The sequence below is a fragment of the Streptomyces vinaceus genome (assembly GCF_008704935.1).
GTDB classification, from domain to species: Bacteria; Actinomycetota; Actinomycetes; order Streptomycetales; family Streptomycetaceae; genus Streptomyces; species Streptomyces vinaceus.
This window is the reverse complement of record NZ_CP023692.1, coordinates 5,352,075-5,365,919: the sequence shown is the minus strand read 5'-3', so window position 1 is coordinate 5,365,919 and position 13,845 is coordinate 5,352,075. Positions and strand designations below refer to the sequence as shown.

The 13,845-nt window shown below is 73.4% G+C and carries 14 protein-coding genes; 3 read left to right on the top strand and 11 right to left on the bottom strand.

Annotated elements, in window-relative coordinates:
• Positions 1–73: 73 nt before the first annotated feature.
• Positions 74–1,438, bottom strand: a complete 1,365-nt coding sequence (locus CP980_RS24185; RefSeq protein ID WP_373312996.1) for a class II 3-deoxy-7-phosphoheptulonate synthase — start codon at positions 1,436–1,438, stop codon at positions 74–76.
• A gap of 280 nt (positions 1,439–1,718) precedes the next feature.
• Here CP980_RS24185 and CP980_RS24180 point away from each other — a divergent pair, with 280 nt between their 5' ends.
• A complete protein-coding gene (locus CP980_RS24180) occupies positions 1,719–3,611 on the top strand; it encodes an anthranilate synthase family protein (RefSeq protein ID WP_150529068.1) in 1,893 nt (630 codons plus the stop codon).
• 87 nt (positions 3,612–3,698) lie between these two features.
• Here the strand turns inward: CP980_RS24180 and CP980_RS24175 are convergent, their stop codons facing one another.
• The 5 genes from CP980_RS24175 to CP980_RS24155 form a co-directional block, all read right to left on the bottom strand.
• Entirely contained in the window at positions 3,699–3,992 is a 294-nt protein-coding gene (locus tag CP980_RS24175) for a hypothetical protein (protein ID WP_150529067.1), read from the bottom strand.
• 141 nt (positions 3,993–4,133) lie between these two features.
• Complete coding sequence (locus tag CP980_RS24170; RefSeq protein WP_150529066.1) at positions 4,134–5,162, bottom strand: 6-phosphofructokinase; 1,029 nt, start codon at positions 5,160–5,162, stop codon at positions 4,134–4,136.
• Between the two features lie 184 nt (positions 5,163–5,346).
• The gene (locus CP980_RS24165; protein ID WP_048480546.1) at positions 5,347–5,991 is read right to left on the bottom strand and encodes a response regulator; all 645 of its coding nucleotides are present in this window, start codon (positions 5,989–5,991) and stop codon (positions 5,347–5,349) included.
• A 56-nt stretch (positions 5,992–6,047) separates the two neighbouring features.
• Entirely contained in the window at positions 6,048–7,259 is a 1,212-nt protein-coding gene (gene macS / locus CP980_RS24160; RefSeq protein ID WP_165937249.1) for a MacS family sensor histidine kinase, read from the bottom strand.
• 39 nt (positions 7,260–7,298) lie between these two features.
• Positions 7,299–8,042: a lysophospholipid acyltransferase family protein gene (locus CP980_RS24155; RefSeq protein ID WP_132756131.1), complete on the bottom strand. Its 744-nt coding sequence runs from the start codon at positions 8,040–8,042 to the stop codon at positions 7,299–7,301.
• A 160-nt stretch (positions 8,043–8,202) separates the two neighbouring features.
• On the opposite strand from CP980_RS24155, the gene CP980_RS24150 reads away from it, so the two are divergent.
• Positions 8,203–8,982 carry an alpha/beta hydrolase gene (locus CP980_RS24150; RefSeq protein WP_189999107.1) on the top strand — a complete coding sequence of 260 codons (780 nt, stop codon included), beginning with the start codon at positions 8,203–8,205 and terminating at the stop codon, positions 8,980–8,982.
• Positions 8,975–9,559 (top strand): hypothetical protein, encoded by a 585-nt coding sequence (locus CP980_RS24145; protein ID WP_132755872.1) that lies wholly within the window; start codon positions 8,975–8,977, stop codon positions 9,557–9,559. The genes CP980_RS24150 and CP980_RS24145 overlap by 8 nt, the downstream gene beginning before the upstream one ends.
• A 133-nt stretch (positions 9,560–9,692) precedes the next feature.
• On the opposite strand, the gene CP980_RS24140 is transcribed toward CP980_RS24145, so the two are convergent.
• From CP980_RS24140 to CP980_RS24120, 5 genes are all read right to left on the bottom strand, one after another.
• Positions 9,693–10,454: an endonuclease/exonuclease/phosphatase family protein gene (locus tag CP980_RS24140; protein ID WP_150529065.1), complete on the bottom strand. Its 762-nt coding sequence runs from the start codon at positions 10,452–10,454 to the stop codon at positions 9,693–9,695.
• 59 nt (positions 10,455–10,513) lie between these two features.
• A complete protein-coding gene (locus tag CP980_RS24135; protein ID WP_132755870.1) occupies positions 10,514–11,455 on the bottom strand; it encodes an ROK family glucokinase in 942 nt (313 codons plus the stop codon).
• Between the two features lie 61 nt (positions 11,456–11,516).
• A complete protein-coding gene (locus CP980_RS24130) occupies positions 11,517–11,999 on the bottom strand; it encodes a DUF5304 domain-containing protein (protein WP_132755868.1) in 483 nt (160 codons plus the stop codon).
• A gap of 105 nt (positions 12,000–12,104) precedes the next feature.
• Positions 12,105–13,331: an ArsA family ATPase gene (locus CP980_RS24125; protein WP_150529064.1), complete on the bottom strand. Its 1,227-nt coding sequence runs from the start codon at positions 13,329–13,331 to the stop codon at positions 12,105–12,107.
• A gap of 3 nt (positions 13,332–13,334) precedes the next feature.
• Positions 13,335–13,775 (bottom strand): SRPBCC family protein, encoded by a 441-nt coding sequence (locus tag CP980_RS24120; RefSeq protein ID WP_053692924.1) that lies wholly within the window; start codon positions 13,773–13,775, stop codon positions 13,335–13,337.
• Positions 13,776–13,845 lie beyond the last annotated feature (70 nt).

Sequence of the window (13,845 nt, the reverse complement as noted above, 5' to 3'; positions counted from 1 at the left end):
CTGGACACGACGGTGGGGCACGGATCACATCGATCCGTGCCCCACCGTCGTAGGTACCTACGTACTGATCCGCTTACTGGTCGCGGTACATCTCGGCCACGAGGAAGGCCAGGTCCAGGGACTGGCTGCGGTTGAGCCGCGGGTCGCAGGCCGTCTCGTAGCGCTGGTGCAGGTCGTCGACGAAGATCTCGTCGCCGCCGCCCACGCACTCGGTGACGTCGTCACCGGTGAGCTCGACGTGGATGCCGCCCGGGTGGGTGCCCAGCGCCTTGTGGACCTCGAAGAAGCCCTTGACCTCGTCGAGCACGTCGTCGAAACGGCGCGTCTTGTGACCGGAGGCGGCCTCGAAGGTGTTGCCGTGCATCGGGTCGGTGACCCAGGCGACCGTCGCGCCCGAGGCCGTGACCTTCTCGACCAGCCCGGGGAGCTTGTCGCGGACCTTGTCCGCGCCCATGCGGACCACGAAGGTCAGCCGGCCCGGCTCGCGCTCGGGGTCCAGGCGGTCGATGTACGTCAGCGCCTCGTCGACCGTGGTGGTCGGGCCGAGCTTGATGCCGATCGGGTTGGCGATCTGCGAGCAGAACTCGATGTGCGCGTGGTCCAGCTGGCGGGTGCGCTCGCCGATCCACACGAAGTGGCCGGAGGTGTCGTACAGCTTCCCGGTGCGGGAGTCGGTACGGGTCAGCGCGCTCTCGTAGTCGAGCAGCAGCGCCTCGTGGGAGGCGTAGAACTCGACGGCCTTGAACTCGGCCGGGTCGGTGCCACAGGCCTTCATGAAGTTCAGCGCGTTGTCGATCTCCCGCGCGAGCTGCTCGTAGCGCTGCCCGGAGGGGGAGGACTTCACGAAGTCCTGGTTCCAGGCGTGCACCTGGCGCAGGTCGGCGTAGCCACCGGTGGTGAAGGCGCGCACCAGGTTCAGCGTCGAGGCCGACGCGTGGTACATGCGCTTCAGCCGCTCGGGGTCCGGGATCCGGGCCTCTTCGGTGAAGGCGAAGCCGTTGACGGAGTCACCGCGGTAGGTCGGCAGGGTGACGCCGTCGCGGGTCTCGGTGTCCTTGGAGCGCGGCTTGGAGTACTGGCCGGCGATGCGGCCGACCTTGACGACGGGCACGGAGGCCGCGTACGTCAGGACGGCACTCATCTGGAGCAGCGTCTTCAGCTTGGCGCGGATGTGGTCGGCGGACACGGCGTCGAAGGCCTCGGCACAGTCGCCGCCCTGAAGCAGGAACGCCTCGCCCTTGGCGACGGCTCCCAGACGGGCGCGCAGCTGGTCGCACTCGCCCGCGAAAACGAGCGGAGGATACGATTCGAGGTCCGCGACGACAGCGCGCAGTGCCTCGGCATCGGGGTACGAAGGCTGCTGCGCCGCGGGAAGGTCTCGCCAGGCCGCCTTGGCGGCGGGGGCTTGGGTTTCAGCGTTCACGGTCACCTCGTACACATTACGGCGTCTTGCGCCACGTCCAGCCCGGTGCCCACTTTGTGAGACAGGTGTCTCTGGAAACGCGTCGGGGCTCGCTGGCCGCCTCGCCGGTGGGCTATGGTCGCCCGTATGTACGCGCCCTCGAACCAGAACTGGTGGTGGCCCGCTCCCGGCGGCCCACTTCTCGCGCGTACCCACTGACACGCACGACGCGAAGGCCGCCCGAGGGGCGGCCTTCGGCGTTTTCCGGTCCCGGCCGCCCCTCCTTCACCCCGCCCCACGGAGAAGGACGCCAGCCATGGAACCCAGCAGCACGCCCGACCCGCTCAGCCGCCTGCTCGACGAGTCCTGCCCCCCGTTCGCCCTGCTGCGCCGCCGCACCCCCGGCCGCGACCACGACACCGTCGAGGTGCTGATCGGTCCGGTGCACGAGGCCGGACGCCTCGCCGAGCTGCCCGTACGATCGCTTCCCACCCTCGCCCTGGTCCCGTTCCGGCAGATCCGCGAACGCGGGTTCGACGTGCGCGACGACGGCACGCCGCTCGCCGTGCTGGCCGCCGAGGAGGCGTACGAGGTCCCGCTCGCGCAGGCGCTGGCCGCGCTGCCGCAGCACCCGGTGCGCGTGGTCGGCGGCGGCTTCGACGTGCCCGACGAGGAGTACGCGGCCACCGTCGAGCGCGTGATCCGGGAGGAGATCGGCCGCGGCGAGGGGGCGAACTTCGTCATCCGGCGCACCTACGAGGGCCGGATCGAGGGCTTCGGCCGGGCCGACGCGCTCGCGCTGTTCCGGCGGCTGCTGGTGGGCGAGCGGGGCGCGTACTGGACGTACGTCGTCCACACGGGGGACCGCACGCTGGTGGGGGCCAGCCCGGAGGTTCACGTACGGATGTCCGGCGGCACGGTGGTGATGAACCCGATCAGCGGGACGTACCGCTACCCGGCCGGGGGCCCGACGGCCGAGTCCCTCCTCGCCTTCCTCGGCGACCGCAAGGAGACCGAGGAGCTGTCCATGGTCGTGGACGAGGAGCTCAAGATGATGTGCACGGTCGGGGACAGGGGCGGGGTCGTCGTCGGACCGCGGCTGAAGGAGATGGCGCACCTCGCGCACACCGAGTACGAGCTGCGCGGCCGGTCCTCGCTGGACGTGCGGGAGGTACTGCGCGAGACCATGTTCGCGGCGACGGTGACGGGATCGCCGGTGCAGAACGCCTGCCGGGTGATCGAGCGGTACGAGGCGGGCGGGCGCGGCTACTACGCGGGGGCACTGGCCCTGCTGGGCGTGGACGCCTCGGGGTCCCAGACGCTGGACTCGCCGATCCTGATCCGGACCGCGGACATCGCGGCGGACGGCGCGCTGCGGGTGCCGGTCGGGGCGACGCTGGTGCGGCACTCGGACCCGGCCGGGGAGGTCGCGGAGACGCACGCGAAGGCGGCCGGGGTGCTGGCGGCGCTCGGGGTGCGCCCGGCGGCGCCGCGGGCGGCCTTCGCGGGGGCGCGCCTCGGCGAGGACCCCCGGGTGCAGGCGGCCCTGGCGGCGCGGCGGACGGACCTGGCGCCGTTCTGGCTGCGGATGCAGGAGCGGCCGGCGGCTCCGGCCGGGCACGCGCTGGTGGTGGACGGCGAGGACACGTTCACGGCGATGCTGGCGCACGTGCTGCGGGTGACCGGGCTGGAGGTGACGGTACGCCGCTACGACGATCCCGGGCTGCGGGAGGCGGCGCTCTCCTGGGCGGGCCCGGTCGTCCTGGGCCCGGGGCCGGGGAACCCGGCGGACGCGGCCGACCCGAAGATGCGGATGCTGCGCGCCCTGGCGGCGGAGCTCCTGGCCGGTCACCGGCACGGGCTGCTGGGCGTCTGCCTGGGCCACGAGCTGCTGGCGGCGGAGCTGGGTCTGCCGCTGATCCGCAAGGCGGAGCCGGCGCAGGGGGCGCAGACGCGGATCGGCTTCTTCGGGAGGCCGGAGATGGTGGGCTTCTACAACACGTACACGGCGCACTGCTCCGACGCCGTGGCCGCCCGCCTGTCGCAGGAGGGGGTGGAGGTCTCCCGCGACGCGGTGACGGGCGAGGTCCACGCCCTGCGGTCCCCCGCCTTCGCGGGCGTCCAGTTCCACCCGGAGTCCGTGCTGACCCTGAACGGCCCGGCCCTGCTCCGCGACCTCCTGCTCGGCATGACCCCGGCCGCGGTCTAGGCGCGAGGCGGCGCGAGGCGGCCCGGGCCGGCGGGCCTCGGCCCGGCCGCATGCCGCCCGGCGTACCGGCTCCGCGCGGCGGGGTCGTTACGCCGGGGCCGGCTCACCGGGCTTTCCGCGGCGGGCGAGGACCCTGCGGACCAGCTGCCAGGCCAGCACCGGGCCGAGCACCGCCATGCCCGCGAGGAACGCCGGGAGGTTCCCGAAGGCCAGCGCCAGCGTCACCGGGACGCCCACCGCCGGGTCCGCGAACGCCAGCCATGCGTCCAGCCGCGCTCCCGGCCGGGATCGGAGCGCGGGCCGCAGGGCCCGTACGGCGTACACGAACTGCGCGGCGGCGGCGGCCAGCAGGAGCCAGCGGGCCGCGGAAGGTATGTCCACGGGGGCGAACCTATGCCATGCGCCCGCGCCGGACACATGGCCGCGGCCTGAACTCGGGGCGAACTCGCGTCACTCGGGACGAGCGTGTTCTGCGACCTCCGCCCGGCCGCGTGGTGCCATGGTCCGTCCACCCACTCCGGCTCAGCCGAAGAAGACCCCGACCTCCTGGTACAGCGCGGGGTCCACCGTCTTCAGCTTCGCCGTCGCGTCGGCGATCGGCACCCGCACGATGTCCGTCCCCTTCAGCGCGACCATCTTCCCGAAGTCGCCCTCGTGCACGGCGTCGATGGCGTGCAGCCCGAACCGCGTGGCGAGCCACCGGTCGAACGCGCTCGGCGTACCGCCGCGCTGGATGTGCCCGAGCACCGTGGTCCGGGCCTCCTTGCCGGTGCGCGCCTCGATCTCCTTGGCCAGCCACTCCCCCACGCCCGACAGCCGGACGTGCCCGAACGAGTCGGTGGTCGCGTCCTTCAGCACCATCTCCCCGTCCTTGGGCATCGCGCCCTCGGCGACCACCACGATCGGCGCGTAGCTCGCCTTGAACCGGGAGGTCACCCAGGCGCACACCTGGTCCAGGTCGAAGCGCTGCTCCGGGATGAGGATGACGTTGGCGCCGCCGGCCAGTCCCGAGTGCAGGGCGATCCAGCCGGCGTGGCGGCCCATCACCTCGACGACCAGCACCCGCATGTGCGACTCGGCGGTGGTGTGCAGCCGGTCGATGGCCTCCGTGGCGATGCCCACCGCCGTGTCGAAGCCGAAGGTGTAGTCGGTGGCCGACAGGTCGTTGTCGATGGTCTTCGGGACGCCGACGCACGGGATCCCGTACTCCCCGTACAGCTTGGCGGCCACGCCCAGGGTGTCCTCGCCGCCGATCGCGACGAGGGCCTCGACCTCGTACTTGGCGAGGTTCTCCTTGATCCGCCGGACGCCGTTCTCCTGCTTGAACGGGTTGGTCCGCGAGGAGCCGAGGATGGTGCCGCCGCGCGGCAGGATGCCGCGGACGGCGGGGATGCCGAGCGGGACGGTGTCGCCCTCGACCGCGCCGCGCCAGCCGTCCTTGAACCCGACGAACTCGCACCCGTACTCCTGGGTGCCCTTGCGGACGACGGCCCGGATGACCGCGTTGAGACCGGGGCAGTCGCCGCCGCCCGTCAGCACTCCGACCTTCATGGAATCTCCCTTCGCCACAGGGCCCACTGAGCAGACTGAGCCCGCATGGCGGTCACGCTAGTGGTGACTCAGGTCACAGCAAGTGCCCGGGAAGGGTCAATTCCGGCGGATTCAAGGGGCGTTGCGTCCTCCCGTTCACTCGTACGAGGACATGAGTGCGACGTACGGGAGGGTGGACGCCCCCTCAGGCGTCGTCGAGGCCGCGCTCTATCGCGTACCGGACGAGCTCCACCCGGTTGTGCAGCTGGAGCTTGCCGAGGGTGTTCTGCACGTGGTTCTGCACCGTGCGGTGCGAGATGACGAGGCGCTCCGCGATCTGCTTGTACGAGAGCCCCTTGGCCACCAGCCGCAGCACCTCGGTCTCCCGGTCGGTCAGCTGGGGGGCCTTCGGCTCGTCCGGGGCGGCGGGCGCCGGGTCGGTGGCCAGGCGCCGGTACTCGCCGAGCACGAGCCCGGCCAGGCCGGGGGTGAACACCGGGTCGCCGGCGGCGGTGCGGCGGACGGCGTCGATCAGCTCCTGGGCCCCCGCGGACTTCAGCAGGTAGCCGGTGGCGCCGGACTTCACCGCCTCCAGGACGTCGGCGTGCTCGCCGCTCGCGGACAGGACCAGGACGCGCAGCGCGGGGTTGGCGCCGACGAGCTCCTTGCAGACCTGGACTCCGGGCATGCCGGGCAGGTTGAGGTCCAGCACCAGCACGTGGGGGGCGGCGGGCACGGCCCGGCGGACGGCCTCGGGGCCGTCGCCGGCCGTGGCGACCACGTCGAAGCCGGCGGCGGCGAGGTCGCGGGCGACCGCGTCCCGCCACATCGGGTGGTCGTCGACGACCATCACCTTGATCTCGTGCGGCTGCGGCTGCGCCTGCTGCTGCGGCTCGGCGGTCTGGCTCACTGGGTCCTCCCCCTCGGTACTTTCAGTTCCACTTCGGTGCCCTGCCCGGGGACGGACACCAGCTCGGCGCTGCCGCCGAGGTCCCGCAGCCGGCCGCGGATGGACAGGGCCACGCCCATCCGGCCCTCGCCCACGGCCTGGTCGAGGCGGCCGGCCGGGATGCCCGGACCGTCGTCCCGGACGGTCACGATCACCTCGTCACCCCAGTCCTCGACCAGGATCCAGGCCCTGGCCCCCTCGCCGGCGTGCTTGCGCACATTGTCCAGGGCCGCCCCGACGGCCGCGGCCAGCTCCTTCGCCGCCGGCACCGGCAGCGGTACGGGCGTGCCCGGCTCGGCGAAGCTGACCCGGGATCCGGCGTGCGGGGCCAGCAGGCTCCGCAGGTCCAGCTCGCCCCCGTCGCCGCCGGGCTCCTCCACCTCGTACGCGTCCACCAGGGCGCCGAGCGACTCGTCACGGCAGATCCGGGAGGTGGGCACCAGCCCGCTGGAGACCAGGGTGCGCAGTGCCACCTCCTGTTCCCCGGCCATCCGGCCGAGCTCGGCGGCCTCGCCGCCCAGCTCGGTGCCGCGCCGCTGGACCATGGCGAGGACCTGGAGGACCCCGTCGTGGATGTCGCGGGCGAGCCGCTCGCGCTCGCGGGTCGCGGCCTCGATCTCCAGGGCGCGGGCCAGGGTGGCCTCACTGGCCCGGGCGACCTCGACGACGTATCCGATGGCGATGGAGGCGACCCAGACCAGCAGCACGTTGTGCAGGGTGTCGCGGGTGGGCCGGCCACCGTGGACGACGATGTTGGCCACGGCCACGAAGGTGGAGGCGAAGCCGGCCCAGCGCCAGCCGCCCTTGATGGCGAAGGCGAGGACGGAGCCCGCCGTCCAGATGGAGGGGAGCGTGGGGCCGCCCGCGGCGATCCGCTCGTGGGTGTCCGCGAGCGGGGTGAGCAGGACGCCGACGAGCGCGACGGTGAGGTCGGCGCCGAGGAACCGCTTGGTGCAGCTGGCGGCGTTCGCCACCCGGCGGCGGGTGGCCAGGGTCCAGCCGGAGAGTACGGCGAGGTAGCCGGCCGCGATCCAGGGCCGGTCGAAGTCCCTGTACGCCGAGGCGAACAGCAGGACCGCGTAGACCATGGTGAGCAGCCGGTAGGCGGTCAGAGCCCGCCACAGCGGCTGCTCGACCGACATGCGCACGACGCGCTCGCGTTTCGCCATCTCCCCCACCCACCCCGTGCGGGCGATGCCGCCCGTGTTCTACTCCGCGGCCTTCTCGGCGCTCTTGCCGGCGTTCTTCTCGGCGGAGGCCTTCGCGGCCTTCTCGGCCTTCTCCGCGTCGGCGATCTGGCGCTTGGCGGCCGTCGCGTAGATGTCGACGTACTCCTGGCCGGACAGCTTCATGATCTCGTACATGACCTCGTCGGTCACCGAGCGCAGGATGAAGCGGTCCCCGTCCATGCCCTGGTAGCGGCTGAAGTCCAGCGGCTTGCCGATGCGGATGCCGGGGCGCATCAGCTTGGGGACGACCTTGCCGGGGGGCTGGATCTTCTCGGTGTCGATCATCGCGACGGGGATCACCGGCGCCCCGGTGGCCAGGGCCACGCGGGCCAGGCCGCCCGGCTTGCCGCGGTAGAGGCGGCCGTCGGGTGACCGGGTCCCCTCCGGGTAGATACCGAACAGCTCCCCGCGCTCGATGACCTCGACACCGCTCTTGACCGCCGCTTCGCCCGCGCCGCGCGCGCCGGAGCGGTCCACGGGGAGCTGGCCGACGCCCTTGAAGAACGCGGCCGTCAGCTTGCCCTTGACGCCCGGGGAGGTGAAGTACTCCGCCTTCGCGATGAAGGTGACCTTGCGGTCCAGCACGGCCGGCAGGAAGAAGGAGTCCGAGAAGGACAGGTGGTTGCTCGCGAGGATCGCCGGCCCCTCGGCGGGAATGTTCTCGAGGCCCTCCACCCACGGCCTGAAGGCGAGCTTCAGGGACCCCCCGATGGAGAACTTCATTGCGCCGTAGATCAACTGATGCGCCTTCCTGTGTCTGTCGAACAGACCATATCCCCTGGCTCGGGGCGGAGGGGGCGACGACCCTGGTCGGTGTCACCCCCGTCGCGTACGGTGAAGTCACACAGCGCTACGCACCCCCCACCCGTCGAAGGAGACCCTGGTGCCCGTCCTCCCTGGAGCCGAGCCGTTCCGCCACGAGGGCGGAGAGGTCGGTGTCCTCCTCTGCCACGGCTTCACCAGTACCGCTCAGTCCATGCGCCCGTGGGCGGAGTACCTGGCCGAGCAGGGTCTGACGGTTTCCGTGCCGCTGCTGCCCGGGCACGGGACGCGGTGGCAGGACATGCAGCTCACCGGCTGGCAGGACTGGTACGCCGAGGTGGACCGGGCGCTGCGGGAGCTGCTGGAGCGGTGCGCGCAGGTGTTCGTCTTCGGGCTGTCGATGGGCGGGGCGCTGACGCTGCGGCTGGCGGCCCGGCACGGGGACGCGGTGCGCGGCATCGTCCTGGTCAACCCGGTCAACAAGATCAACGACCCGATGGCCTTCGCGCTTCCGGTCGCGCAGCACTTCCTGCGGTCCACCCCGGGCATCGCGAGCGACATCGCCAAGCCGGGCGTCTCCGAGATCGGCTACACCCGGGTCCCGACCCGGGCGGCGGCCTCGCTGCGGCAGTTCCTGAAGCTGGTCGACTCCGAGCTCCCGCAGGTCACGCAGCCGGTGCTGCTGCTGCACAGCGTGCAGGACCACGTCGTGAACCCGGCCGACTCGGCGCGGATCCTCGCGCGGATCTCGTCGACGGACGTCACCGAGACCCTGCTGGAACAGAGCTACCACGTCGCGACGTTGGACCATGACGCGGAGCGGATCTTCGCGGACAGTTTTGCGTTCGTCGGACGGCTCGCGGAGAGCGTCGGCAGGGAGGGGGCGGCCAGCGGTGGCTGAGCACGAGGAGTCCCCGGGGGGCGTCCCCCCGCTGGACGAGGAGGCGGCCTGGGCGGCGATCGTCGCCGGGTACGGGCAGGAGCCGCCGGACCCGCCGGGGGCGAGGCCGTTCCGGCCGATCGAGAACCTGATGCTGCCGGAGGAGGACGTGGAACCGGAGCCTCCGGCAGCCGCGTCGTCCGCGGAGCCGCCGGAGGCTCCGGCCGCGCCGCCGCCGGCGCCGACGGTGCTCGGGAGCTCGGTGGTGTTCGCGCCGGGGGTGGGTCCGGGCGCCACGGGGCCCGGGAGCGGGCCGCGCGATCACACTCCGGCGGAGCCGGACGAGAAGGACGAGGGCCACTTCGTCCCCCCGGAGCCGGAGCTGCCGCCGGCGGACACGACGGCGAAGTTCGCGTGGCTCGCGGTGGTGGGCGGGCCGGTGCTGCTGCTGGTGGCGGTGCTGTTGCAGTGGGACATGACGTGGTGGCTGACGACGCTGGGGATCGGCGGCTTCCTGGGCGGTTTCGCGACGCTCGTCGCCCGGATGTCGCACGACGATGACGAGGACGACGATCCGGGGCGCGGCGCCGTGGTGTAGTGCCGCGGTGTAGGAGCCGCGGCGGGAACGCCGCCGTGGGAACGCCGTGGTCCGGGCGCACCCGCCGGGGCCGGGCGCCGGGTGCGCTCCCGCCCCGGATCCCGCGTCTCAGCACCCGCCCCGGACCCGCGTCTCAGACGCCGGCCTGTGCCGGGAGGCGGAGGGCGGCCAGCACCGGGAGGTGGTCGGTGGCGGCGTGCAGGTCCCGGGGGGTGACTCCGGGCAGGCCCTCGGGAACGCCGCAGGCCAGCACCTCCACCCCCGGCGAGGCGAAGACGGCGTCGATCCGCCGGTCCGGCGCCGCCGCCGGGAAGGTACGCTCGCCGCCCCACGGGGACACCGTCCAGCAGTCGCGCAGGCTCTCGGTGAGGCGCCCGTAGGCCGGCCCGCCGGGGGCCTCGTTCACGTCCGCCGCCACGATCGCGTGCGGCGCCCCCAGCGACGCCGCCCGCTGGGCGAGCAGTCCCGCCTGGGCGGCCCGCTCCGCCCGGTCCAGGGACAGGTGGGCGCTGACGACCCCGACCCGTGCGGCCCCGAACCGGACCACCGCCGTAGCGAAGCCCCTCCGGTGCAGGCCCGGGGTCCGCGGGAGCAGGACGTCCTCGGTCCGTTCCACGAAGGCCCGTAGGGAGCACAGGAGCAGCGGGCCCGCGGCCGTGGCGCCCCCGCTCAGCACCACCAGGTCGGTCTTCGCGGCCAGCCGCGCCGCGTGCTTGCGCCAGCGGAAGAACCGCGGGGCCTCCTGGACGAACACCAGGTCGGGGGCGCAGGCGCGGATCACCCGGGCCAGGGCTTCCTCGTCGTCGCGCATCGAGCGGACGTTGTAGCTGAGGGCTCGGATCACCGCGGAACCGTCGGGTTCCGTCACAGAGTTCGGCAGCATGCACCGCAACATAGCCAGACTGCCCGCCGTGCCACAGAGGGCGCGGCGGGCAGTTCGGTCAACAGCGGGTGTCAGCCCTGGCGGGCCAGGTCCGCCGCGCCGACGAGCCCGGCCTTGCCGCCGAGCTGCGCGGCCAGCACCTGGGCGTGCGGGCGCCAGGCGCCGCCGACCAGCCAGCGCTTGAAGGACTTGCGGATCGGGTCGAGGACGAGGTCGCCCTCGTCCGAGACCCCGCCGCCGACGATGAACGCCGACGGGTCGAAGAGCGAGGCCAGGTCGGCCAGACCGGCGCCCGCCCAGCGGGCCAGCTCGCGGAAGGCGTCGACGGCCACCAGGTCACCGGCCCGCGCGGCCTCGCTGATGTGCCTGCCCTCGATGCCCTCGGGGGTGCCGTCGCCGAGCGCGAGCAGCGCCACCGCGTTCTCGGGGGTGGCGTTGGCGCGCTGCTTCGCGTACCGGACGAGCGCGCGGCCGGAGGCGTACTGCTCCCAGCAGCCCTGGCTGCCGCACCCGCACAGCAGGCCGTCCGGGACCACCCGGATGTGCCCGAACTCGGCGGCCACGCCGAAGCGTCCGCGGCGCAGCTTGTTGCCGATGATGATGCCGCCGCCCAGGCCCGTGCCGAGCGTGATGCAGATGACGTCCTCGTGGCCCTGGCCGGCGCCGAAGCGGTACTCGCCCCAGGCGGCGCAGTTGGCGTCGTTCTCGACGACGACCGGCAGGCCGATGCGCTGCTCCACCTTGTCCTTGAGCGGCTCGTGGCGCCAGTTGATGTTCGGTGCGAAGAGGACGGTCGCGCGCTTGTCGTCCACGTATCCGGCGGCGCCGATGCCGACGGCCTCGATGCTGTGGCTGCTGCTGACTTCGGACACTGCGGCGCAGATCGCGTCCGTCACGCCGTCCGCGGTCGGCGGGGTGGGCACCTTGTACGTCTCAAGGATGGTGCCCTCTTCGTCGACCACGCCGGCCGCGATCTTCGTGCCGCCGATGTCGACGCCGATGGTGAGTCCCATTAGTCCCTCGGTTTCCGGTCAAACCCCGCCACGGCCAACGGTACCCGAGGGCGGCGCGGTCTCAGTCGAGATCGATCCGCTGGGTGGGACCGCCGCCACCCTCGTCGCGCGGGTCGGTGTGGTCGCCGGAGGGACGGTCCGGGGGAGTGCCGGGCGCGGGCTCGTCGCGGGTCCAGCGCCGCTCGTGGCCCTCGACGGCCGAGCGGTACGCGGCGAGCAGCTCGGAGCCGGCGGCCGCGAGGTGGTCGAAGACCTCGGGGTTGCGCTCGACGACGGGCTTGGCGGCGGCCTTCGCCTGATTGACGAACTGGCGTACGGCGCCCTGGGCGGCGGCGCCGAGCAGCGGGTTGTTCAGCGCGGACACCTTGTCGGCGACGGCCTCGAACAGTTTGAACAGCTCTTCGGCGGCGGTCCCGGTACCGGCTCCGCCGCCGGCGTCGCCCGCGCCCTCGCGGGCCCGGCGGCGCTCCTGCTCCGCGGCGAGGTCCTCGGCGCAGGCCTTGGCCCAGGCGTCGTCGGTGGGACGGTCGGTGGCCTCGCTCATGGCGGACTCTCCTGCGGCAGCTGCTGGGCGTGCGGTACGTACTACCTTCGACGGTACCCGAACGGCGGTACGCGGTTCAGGCCCGCGTACCGCCCCGCGCGCCGTTCAGCCCCGGCGCGGCCACAGGTCCGGGTCGGGCGTGAAGCGGATGCGGAGCACCCCGTCGGCGAGCGCGGCGCCGGAGACCGTGCAGCGGCGCAGCACGGAGGGGAGCGGAACGATCCTGCGGTACGGGCCCGCCGCGAGCAGCAGCTCGTCGCCGCGCCGGACCAGGTCGAGATCGCACTTGCGGGCGCCGGGCAGCGGTACCACCCAGACGAGTACCCCGTCGTCGGCGAGCCGGTCCTCGACCGTCCACGCGCAGCGGGCGCGGGAGTCCTCCGGATCGCGCGGGACCAGCCCCTGCGCCCCGGCGAGCCGGATCAGGTCGTCCGGCCCGGCAGGGTCGCGCCCGAGGTGGCCGAGCGGCAGTACGGGGACGTCCCCGGCCGCTGTGCTCCCGGGCCGGCCGGTACCGGCCCACTGGGCGGCGTACTTCTCCTGCTGGGCGGCGAGCCCGGCCAGCCAGGGGTCGGGCGAGCCCTGGGGCACCATCCGGTTGGCGACGATCGCGGCGACCGGGAGCTGTTCGAGGGCGAGCCCGAGCAGCCCGGTCCGCAGCGCGGCGTCCGCGCCGGGCCCGGGCTCGGCGACCACGTGCAGCGAGGTGGTGCCGGCCTCGATGACGGCCTGGACGGCGGCCAGCTCCTCGTCCCAGCGTGCGGCGGCCTCGTACAGCCACTGCGCGGGCATGGGTACGCCGGCCAGCTGGGCCAGTACGGGCCGCAGGGCGCGGGCCGCCTGCCGCTCGGCGGGGAGCAGCCGGGCCAGGTAGCGGCGCAGCTGGGCGGGGAGGGCGAGGGCGGCCACGGCCTGCGGGAGCGGGGGCAGGTCGACGACGACGAGGTCGGTGCCGGGCGCGGCCGCGGCCCGGCGCAGGGCGCGCAGCAGGGCGAACTGCTCGGCGCCGGGCAGCTCGGTGAGCTCCTCGGCCCCCAGCGGCCGGGCCCCGACCATGCCGAGGAGTGCCGATCCGCGCTCCTGGAGGGCGACGAGCTCCTCGCGGAACTCCTCTCCGGAGTCCACCCGGGCCACGCGGACCCCGGCGGCCGGCCCGGGCGCGGCCGGGGCGGGCTCCCCCGGCACCTCGCCGACCAGTGCGTGGAGATGGTCCGCGGGGGCGCCGGAGACCAGCAGCACCCGTGCACCGTTCCCGGCGGCGGCGAGGGCGGTGGCGGCGGCCACCGTGGTCCGCCCCGCCCCTCCGGGGCCGGTGATGAGCAGGATGCGCATCGGTCAGGCCGACTCGACGCGCTTCTTCAGGCCCGCCAGGGCGCGGTCGATGATGACCTTCTCGGCCTTGCGCTTGATCATGCCGAGCATGGGGATCTTGACGTCCACGGTCAGCTGGTAGGTGACCTCGGTGCGCTTGCCGCCGTCCAGCGGGGCGAGCCGGTACGAGCCGTCGAGCTGGCGCAGCATCTGCGACTTGTCCAGGGTCCAGCTGACCTCGTCGGCGCCCTTCCACGAGTAGGCGAGGGTGTGGTCGTCCTTGATCGCGCCCGCGTCGAGCAGCAGCCGGACCTTCTCGGCGCGGCCCTCGGCGTCGGTGGCCAGCACCTCGGCCTCCTTCACCTCGCCGGTCCACTCGGGGTAGCGCGCGAAGTCGGCGATCACGGCCATCACGTCGGCCGGCGCCGCATCGATCGTGATGCTCGAGCTGGTGTGTTCGGCCATGGCGGTCGCCCCTCCAGGGAGTTTTCGAGGAAGTGTGCGGCCTGCGGCCGCCGCGTGCAGGCTACCGTGC

Bases quoted from the DNA above. Each gene is read 5' to 3' on its own strand.
- CP980_RS24125 (WP_150529064.1), bottom strand. From the start codon at position 13,331: ATGCGCATCCTGCTCATCACCGGCCCCGGAGGGGCGGGGCGGACCACG.
- CP980_RS24135 (WP_132755870.1), bottom strand. From the start codon at position 11,455: ATGGGACTCACCATCGGCGTCGACATCGGCGGCACGAAGATCGCGGCC.
- CP980_RS24180 (WP_150529068.1), top strand. From the start codon at position 1,719: ATGGAACCCAGCAGCACGCCCGACCCGCTCAGCCGCCTGCTCGACGAG.
- CP980_RS24140 (WP_150529065.1), bottom strand. From the start codon at position 10,454: ATGTTGCGGTGCATGCTGCCGAACTCTGTGACGGAACCCGACGGTTCC.
- CP980_RS24120 (WP_053692924.1), bottom strand. From the start codon at position 13,775: ATGGCCGAACACACCAGCTCGAGCATCACGATCGATGCGGCGCCGGCC.
- CP980_RS24130 (WP_132755868.1), bottom strand. From the start codon at position 11,999: ATGAGCGAGGCCACCGACCGTCCCACCGACGACGCCTGGGCCAAGGCC.
- CP980_RS24165 (WP_048480546.1), bottom strand. From the start codon at position 5,991: ATGGTCGTCGACGACCACCCGATGTGGCGGGACGCGGTCGCCCGCGAC.
- macS (WP_165937249.1), bottom strand. From the start codon at position 7,259: ATGGCGAAACGCGAGCGCGTCGTGCGCATGTCGGTCGAGCAGCCGCTG.
- CP980_RS24170 (WP_150529066.1), bottom strand. From the start codon at position 5,162: ATGAAGGTCGGAGTGCTGACGGGCGGCGGCGACTGCCCCGGTCTCAAC.
- CP980_RS24155 (WP_132756131.1), bottom strand. From the start codon at position 8,042: ATGAAGTTCTCCATCGGGGGGTCCCTGAAGCTCGCCTTCAGGCCGTGG.